We start from the raw sequence: 8,863 nt of genomic DNA on the forward strand, positions 1-8,863 counted from the left end.
TCCTCGGCGCCGACACCGCCCTCGACCAGCAGGTGCGCCAGACGGTTCGCCCGCTCGTTCAACTCCGCGTACGACACGACCTCACGCGCCGCACCGCTGCCGAACACCACCGCCACCGCGTCCGGCGTCCGCGCCACCTGAGCCTCGAACAGCCCCGGCAACGTCCCCACCGGAACCTCACGCGCCGTGTCGTTCCACCCGCGCAGCACCAACTCCCGCTGCCCGGCGTCCAGAACGGGAACCAGGTCGAGTGAAGAGGCGGAGTCCTGCTCCAGCCCGCCGACCAGATTCTCCACGGCCGTGCACAGCAGACCGCAGACCACGTCCGAGTCCATCGGCGCACATGCCTGCACGGTGAACCGGAACCCGACACCGGTGTCGTCCACCGACACCGTCAACGGGTAGTTCGTCCGCTCCTGAGCGCGGAGCAGCTGGATCCCGGCGATCGTCCGCGCGGTTCCGCCGCCGACCCCGCCGGTGGCGGCGGTGCGACGGTAGTTGAGGAGCGAGGTGAACAGCGGGCTCTGCGCCGGCAGGGCGGTCGCCTGCCGTGCCAGGGTCAGCGGGGCGTGCTCATGGGTCAGCAACTCGCCCAACTGCACCTGCGCCGCCCGCAGTCCGGCGTCCAGCGACTGGGTGGCGTCGATCCGGATAGGCAGGGTGTTGATGTACAGACCCGGGGTCCGGCTCGCCGTGTCACCGGCATCCATCCGGCCGAGCAGCACGGTGCCGAACACCGGGTGCGTCTGCCCCGTCGTGGCCGCCGCGACCCGCGCCCACGCCAGGTGGAAGAACGCCGCCGCGCTCACACCGTGGCGACGCGCCTGCTCGCGAACCCGGCCCGCCAGCTCGTCCGACAGTTCGGCGATCGCCTCGCCGGTGCCGCTGCCGTCGCCGTGGGTGTCGAGCACGCCGTAGGGTGCGGTCGGCTCCTCGACGTCACCGAGCGCCCGCTCGAAGTACGCGCGGTGCTGCTCGGCGCTGACGGCCAGGCGCGCGTGCGCGACGAAGTCACGGTACGGCGCAGGCTCCGGCAGCCGCTGGACGTCCTGCTCCAGGTGCGCGCGCACCTCGTCCAGCAGGATCTCCAGCGCCTGGTGGTCACGGATCAGGTGGTGGCTGCGAAGAGCGACCAACCACCTTCCATCGGCGGAATCCTGAGTGATCGTCAGATCTATCAGGGGTGCCCGTCGGACGTCCATCGCGGACGGGCAGGCCGCCAGCAGCTGCGCCACGACATCGCCACCGACACCGGCGTCGGCACCGGCCGGAAGGACGATCTCGGAGACGGCCAGCGGAGCCTGGCGCAGGACGACCTGGAGCGGCTGGGAGAGCCCCTCCCAGAGCACGGCCGTCCGCAGGATGTCGTGCCGGTCCACCACGGACTGCAGCGCGGACACGAATCCGTCAACCCGCTCCCGCGAGTCGAAGGCCAGCACCGTCGGGAAGACGTAGATGTCACGTCCCTCGTCGGCGTCCAGCAGGTGGTGGAAGAAGATGCCCTCCTGCAGCGGCGCCAGCGGGTAGACGTCGGCGACGTTCGCCGCACCGCCCGGCACCTGCTCCACGATCCGCGCGAGATCGTCCTCGGTGACCTCGGCCAGCGTGATCATGTCCGGAGTCAGCGCGGTCGCGCCGTCCGGGATCCGGTTCTCCGGCACCACGAACGCCTGACCCGAGTCCACGGCCGCCAGTCCGAGCGGGGTCGGCGTCTGGAACAGCGCCTTCACCGACACCGGCAGCCCGCGCGAGCGCAGCCGCTCGACCAGCGTCACCGCCAGCAGCGAATGCCCGCCCAGCTCGAAGAAGTTGTCGTCGATACCGACCCGCTCCAGCCCGAGCACATCGGCGAACACCTCACAGAGCAGTTCCTCGTCCGCGGTGCGCGGCGCCCGGTAGGACGCCTCCGGCAGCGCCGACCGGTCCGGTGCCGGCAGACCCCGGCGGTTGATCTTTCCGTTCGCGGTCAGCGGCAGCTCGTCCAGCACGACCACGGCGGACGGGACCATGTAGTCGGGGAGCGTCACCGCGAGCGCGTCCCGCAGCACGGCGGCATCCACCTCCGCGTCCACGGCCGGGACGACGTAGGCGACGATGCGCTTGTCACCCGGGACGTCCTCGCGGACGACCGCGACGGCCTGGGCGACGCCCGCCCGGCCGAGCAGGGCGGACTCGATCTCGCCCAGCTCGATGCGGTAGCCGCGCACCTTCACCTGGTCGTCCGTACGGCGCAGGTACTCCAGCGTCCCGTCCTCGCGCCAGCGCACCAGGTCACCGGTGCGGTACATCCGCTCCCCGGCCTCGCCGAACGGGCAGGCCACGAACCGCTCCGCGGTCAGGCCGGCGCGGTTCAGGTAGCCGCGCGCCAGGCCGCTGCCGGCGATGTACAGCTCGCCCGCCACGCCCACCGGCACCGGCCGCAGCGCCGCGTCCAGCACGTACACCCGGGTGTTGAGGATGGGCCGGCCGATGGAGACCGGGGTGTCCGCCGAGACGTCCGAGGCCGTGGACCAGATGGTCGTCTCGGTCGGGCCGTACAGGTTGGTGACGGAGGCGGCGGTGCCCGCCAGGGTGCGGGCGAGCTCGCCGGGGAGCGCCTCGCCGCCGACCAGGACCCGGACGGACCGCAGGACGTCGTCGTCCGCCAGGGCCCGCCACAGACTGGGCGTGGCCTGCATGACGGTGACGGCCTCGCGCCCGAGGAGGGCTCGCAGGGCGTCCGGGTCGCGGACCTCGTCGCGGTCGGCGAGGACCACGGCGGCGCCGGACACCAGCGGAAGGTGCAGTTCGAGTCCGGCGATGTCGAAGCCGATGGTGGTGACGGCCAGCAGGCGGTCGTGCTCGGTGACCCGCAGGCGGTGGTTCATCGCCGCGAGGAAGTTGTTCAGCGCGGAGTGCGGGAGGACGACGCCCTTGGGGCGGCCGGTGGAGCCGGAGGTGAAGATGACGTAGGCCGGGTTCTCCGGGCGGTGGCCGGGGCGCTCCGGGTTCGAAACAGGCTGTACACCAAGGGCGTTGACGGTCTCCGGCGCGTCCAGGTCGATCCGCCGGACGCCCGCGTCCGCCGTCAGGGCCTCGTCCGTCGTCGCGCTGTCGGTGACCAGGGCGGTGGGACGGCCGTCGGCCAGGGTCGTCGCCAGGCGCTCGACCGGGTAGTCCGGGTCGAGCGGCAGGTAGGCGGCGCCCGTCTTGGAGACGGCCAGCAGCGACACGACCAGCTCGGCCGACCGCGGCAGGCACACGGCCACCAGGTGCTCCGGGCCGACGCCGTCGGCCGCCAGCAGGTGCGCCAGGCGGTTGGCCCGCGCGTTCAGCTCCGCGTACGTCAGGCTCTCGCCCGCGGCGACCAGGGCGACGGCCTCCGGGGTGCGGGCGGCCTGCGCCTCGAAGAGCTCGGGCAGGGTCGCGGCCGGAACGTCGGAGGCGGTGTCGTTCCAGGCGGTCAGCAGCCGGTCGCGCTGCCGGTCGTCGAGGACGGGGACGCGGTCGAGCGGGGTCCGGGAGTCCTGCTCCAGCTCTGCGGCCAGGTTCTCGACGGCGGTGTGCAGCAGACCGCACACCACGTCCGGGTCGATCGCGGGTACGGCCTGCACGGAGAGCCGGAAGCCGACGACGGTGTCGTCCACCGACACGGTGAGCGGGTAGTTGGTCCGCTCGTGCCCGTACAGCACCCGGATCCCGGCGAGGCCGGTGCCCTCGTTCGCGGCGCCGGGGCTGTGGCGGTAGTTGAGGAGCGAGGTGAACAGCGGGCTCTGCGCGGGGACTCCGGTGGCCTGCTGGGCGAGGGTCAGCGGGGCGTGCTCGTGCCGCAGCAGCTCGCCCAACTGGACCTGGACGGCGCGCAGTCCGGCGTCCAGCGGGCGGGTGGCGTCGATCCGGATCGGCAGGGTGTTGATGTACAGACCCGGGGTCCGGTGCGCGGTGCCCCCGGCGTCCATCCGGCCGAGCAGCACGGTGCCGAACACGGGGTGCGTCTGGCCGGTCGTGGCCGCGGCGACGCGGGCCCAGGCCAGGTGGAAGAACGCCGCCGCGCTGACGCCGTGGCGGCGGGCCTGCTCGCGAACGCGCTCCGCGAGCCCGTCGGACAGTTCGACGATCGCCTCGCCGGTGCCGCTGCCGTCGCCGTGGGTGTCCAGCACTCCGTAGGGTGCGGTCGGCTCCTCGACGTCGCCGAGTGCCCGCTCGAAGTAGGCGCGGTGCTGGTCGGCGGTGACGGCCAGGCGCGCGTGGGCGACGAAGTCGCGGTACGGCGCCGGCTCCGGTAGCCGCTCGACGTCCTGCTCCAGGTGCGCGCGCACCTCGTCCAGCAGGATCTCCAGCGCGGTGTGGTCGCGGGTGAGGTGGTGGCTGCGCAATGCCATCAACCACCGCCCACCGGCGGAGTCCTGAGCTATCGTCAGATCGGCCATCGGGGCACGCCGGATGTCGATCGACGGCGGGCAGGCCGCCAGCAGTCGGGCCACCGCGTCATCGCCGGAGTCGCCCGCGTCACGGGATTCACCGGAGTCACCGGAGTCACCGGACAGCGTGACCTCGTGGACGGGCAGGGACGCCCGGCGCAGGACGACCTGGAGCGGCTGGGGCAGGTTCTCCCAGAGCACGGCCGTCCGCAGGATGCCGTGACGGTCCACCACCGCCTGCAGCGCGGACACGAACCCGTCGACCCGCTCCCGCGAGTCGAAGGCCAGCACGGTCGGCAGGATGTAGACGTCACGTCCCTGCTCCGCGTCCAGCAGGTGGTGGAAGAAGATCCCCTCCTGCAGCGGCGCCAGCGGGTAGACGTCCGCGACGTTCGCCGCGCCGCCCGGGACCTGCTCCACGATCCGGTCGAGGTCCGCCGGGCTCAGCTCGGCCAGCGTGATCATGTCCGGGGTCAGCGCGGTCGCGCCGTCCGGGATCCGGTTCTCCGGCACCACGAACGCCCGGGCGGCCTCGTCGGCCGCCGACAGCCCGGCGGGCGTCGGCGCCTGGAACAGCGCCTTCACCGACACCGGCAGCCCGCGCGAGCGCAGCCGCTCCACCAGCGTCACCGCCAGCAGCGAATGCCCGCCCAGCTCGAAGAAGTTGTCGTCGATGCCGACCCGCTCCAGCCCGAGCACATCGGCGAACACCTCACAGAGCAGTTCCTCGTCCGCGGTGCGCGGCGCCCGGTAGGACGCCTCCAGCAGCGCCCCCCGGTCCGGCGCCGGCAGGGCGCGGCGGTCCAGCTTGCCGTTGACCGTCAGCGGCAGCGTCTCCAGCACCACGACCGCGGACGGGACCATGTACTCCGGCAGCATCGTCGCGAGGGCGCCCCGCAGCACGGAGGTGTCGACCTCCGCGCCCGGGTCGGGCACCACGTAGCCGGTCAGCCGCTTGTCGCCGGGGACGTCCTCACGGACGATCACCGCCGCCTGGGCGACACCCGCCCGACCGAGCAGGGCGGCCTCGATCTCGCCCAGCTCGATGCGGAAGCCGCGGATCTTCACCTGGTCGTCGGTGCGGCCCAGGTACTCCAGCGTGCCGTCGGCGCGCCAACGGGCGAGGTCCCCGGTGCGGTACATCCGCTCCCCCGCACCGCCGAACGGGCAGGCCACGAAGCGCTCCGCCGTCAGACCCGGACGGTTCAGGTACCCGCGCGCCAGCTGGTCGCCCGCGACGTACATCTCGCCCGGCACGCCGACCGGCGCCGGCCGCAGTCCGGCGTCCAGCACGTAGACGCGCAGTCCGGGGATGCCCTCGCCGATCGGGCTGCCCAGGGAGCCCTCGACGGCCGTCGACCGGTCGAGCCGGAGGTGGCTCACGTGCACGGTGGTCTCGGTGATGCCGTACATGTTGACGAGTCGCGGGGCGTCGTCCCGGTGCCGCGCGTACCACTCGCGCAGGCGGCCGGTGTCGAGCGCCTCGCCGCCGAACACGACCGTGCGCAGCCGCAGTTCGGACCCGAGGTCCGGGTGCTGGGCCTCGGCCTGGGCCAGCTGGTAGAAAGCGGACGGCGTCTGGTTGAGGACGGTCACGCCCTCGCCCGCCAGCAGGCGCAGGAACTCCACCGGCGACCTGGACACCTCGACCGGCACGACGACCAGGCGGCCGCCGTGGAGCAGCGGGCCCCACAGCTCCCACACCGAGAAGTCGAAGGCGAAGGAGTGGAACCAGGTCCACACGTCGTCGGCGCCGAACTCGAACCACGGCTGGGTCTCGTCGAGCAGGCGCACCACGTTCCCGTGCGGGACGACGACGCCCTTGGGGCGGCCCGTCGAGCCCGAGGTGTAGATGATGTACGCGGTGTTCGCCGGGGACAGCGCACCGGGGACCTCGGCCGGCAGCGGCACGTCGCCCTTGCCGGCGGACAGCCGCGCGAGGGTCTCCGGGTCGTCCAGGACCACCCGGCGGACGGCCTCCTCGTGCGCGACCGCTCCCGCCGACGCGGTGGAGGTGATCACCAGGGTGGGGGCGCAGTCCGCGAACACGAAGCTGATGCGGTCCGACGGCGAGGCCGGGTCGACCGGCAGGTAGGCGCCGCCGGCCTTCAGCACGGCGAGCAGGGCCACGACCAGGTCGAGCGAGCGTTCGAGGCAGACCGCGACGGAGGTCTCGGGCCCGACGCCGTGCCGGACCAGCAGGGCGGCCAGCGCGTCCGAGCGCTCGGCGAGTTCCGCGTAGGTGAGCCGGGCGTCGCCGAGGACCGCGGCGACGGCGTCGGGCGTCCGCTCGACCTGCGCCGCGAAGAGCGCCGGCAGGGTCGCCGCCGGCCGGGTGCCGCGCGCGGGGGTGTGCCACGCGTCCAGCAGGCGGTGGCGCTCGGCCGGGCTCGTCACCTCCAGCCGGCCGAGCGGCCGGTCGGGGTCCGAGAGCGCCGAGTCGAGGACCTGGACGAACCGCTCCGCCATCGCCTCGACGGTCGCCGCGTCGAACAGGTCGGCGGCGTAGGTGATGCTGCCGGCCAGACCGGCGGGCCGCCCCTGGGCGTCGAAGCGCTCGGCGAGCTGGACGTCGAGGTCGAACTTGGCCGGACGCTGGTCGCCGCTCAGCGGCTCGACCTCCAGGCCGGGCAGCCGCAGCTCCGCGTCCGCGTTGTTCTGGACGCTCAGGGTCACCTGGAACAGCGGGTGGCGGGACATCGAGCGGGCCGGCGCCAGGTCCTCCACCAGGCGCTCGAACGGCAGGTCCTGGTGGGAGAACGCCTCCAGCGACGTCTCCCGGACCTGCCGGAGCAGGTCCCGGAAGGTGGCCTCGTCGGCGACCCGCGCCCGGAGCACCAGCGTGTTGACGAACAGGCCGACCAGGTCGTGCAGGGCCTCGTCCAGGCGCCCGGCGATCGGCACGCCGATCGGGATGTCGTTCCCGGCCCCGAGCCGCGACAGCAGGACGGCGAGGGCCGCCTGCGCCGCCATGAAGACGGTGGCGCCCTCGGCCTTTGCGGTCCGCACCAGTCGCTCGTGGAGCCCGGCGGGCACGGTCAGGTCGACCACGCCGCCCACGTGCGAGGCGCGGGTGGGACGCGGCCGGTCGACCGGGAGCTCCAGCTCGTGCGGCATGCCCGCGAGCGCCTGGCGCCAGTGCGCCAGCTGCTCGTTGAGGAGGCTCTCCGGATCCTCGTCGGCGCCGAGCACGTCCTGCTGCCAGAAGGTGTAGTCGGCGTACTGGACCTCCAGTTGCTCCCACTCGGGGGCCCGCCCGCCCCGGCGCGCCGCGTAGGCGACGGAGAGGTCCCGTGCGAGCGGGCCCCTCGACCATCCGTCGCTCGCGATGTGGTGCATCACGACGATCAGCGCGTGGTCGTCCGGCGCGGTGGCGAACAGCCAGGCCCGGAACGGGATGTCGTGCTCCAGGTCGAAGGTGTGCCGGGCGGCCGCGGCCAGCGCCGCTGGCAGGTCCGCGGCGTCCACCTCGGTCACCGGCAGGTCGATCCGGGCCGACTCGGCGGCCAGGACCTTCTGGTACGGCTTGCCGTCCTTGGCCGGGAAGACGGTGCGGAGGACCTCGTGGCGCTCCACCACGTCCCTCAGGGCGTCCCGCAGGGCCTCACGGTCCAGGGCTCCCCGCAGGCGCAGGGGGAGCGAGATGTTGTACGTGTCGCTCGGCCCCTCCAACTGCCCGAGGAACCACAGCCGCTGCTGAGCGTAGGACAACGGGATCATCAGATCTCCTCCTGCCTGGTGCGACGACGCAGGGCGGGCCTGGTGCGCTTGGGACGGTTGATGTGGGACGAAAGGCCCGCCACGGTGGGGCTCTCGAAGATCGCCCTGAGAGGCAGTTCGACCTCCAGGGCGGAACGGATCCGGCTGACCAGCCGGGTGGCCAGCAGCGAATGCCCGCCGAGTTCGAAGAAACTGTCGTCGATGCCGACCCGCTCCAGACCGAGGACCTCGGCGAACGCCTCGCACAGGAGCGTCTCCTCGGGCGTCCTCGGCGCGCGGTAGGAGGCCTCCAGCTCCGCCGTGCGGTCGGGGGCCGGGAGGGCGCGGCGGTCGAGCTTGCCGTTGACGGTCAGCGGCAGAGCGTCCAGGGCGATGACGGCGGAGGGGACCATGTAGTCGGGCAGGACGGCGGCCAGGGCCGTCCTGACCTCGGCCGTGTCCACCTCGGCACCGGTGACCGGGACGACGTAGGCCGTCAGCCGCTTGTCGCCCGAAACGTCCTCGCGGACGATCACCACACCCTGCGCGACACCGGGCCGGCCAAGCAGCGCGGACTCGATCTCGCCCAGCTCGATGCGGTAGCCGCGCACCTTCACCTGGTCGTCGGTACGGCCCAGGTACTCCAGCGTGCCGTCGGCGCGCCAGCGGGCCAGGTCGCCGGTGCGGTACATCCGCTCCCCCGCCTCGCCGAACGGGCAGGCCACGAACCGCTCCGCCGTCAGGTCCGGACGGCCCAGGTAGCC

General features: G+C 73.2%; 1 protein-coding gene and 1 pseudogene. Both read right to left on the minus strand.

Annotated elements, in window-relative coordinates; genetic code table 11:
• Positions 1-6,797, minus strand: a 6,797-nt coding sequence (locus ACFWJ4_RS39885; protein ID WP_380553922.1) for an amino acid adenylation domain-containing protein, incomplete at its 3' end; no start/stop codon positions are given.
• Between the two features lie 27 nt (positions 6,798-6,824).
• Positions 6,825-8,863, minus strand: a pseudogene (locus tag ACFWJ4_RS39890) (condensation domain-containing protein); the annotation flags it as partial.

Origin of the sequence: Kitasatospora sp. NPDC127067, assembly GCF_042724755.1 — a bacterium.
GTDB lineage: Bacteria > Actinomycetota > Actinomycetes > Streptomycetales > Streptomycetaceae > Kitasatospora > Kitasatospora lactacystinica.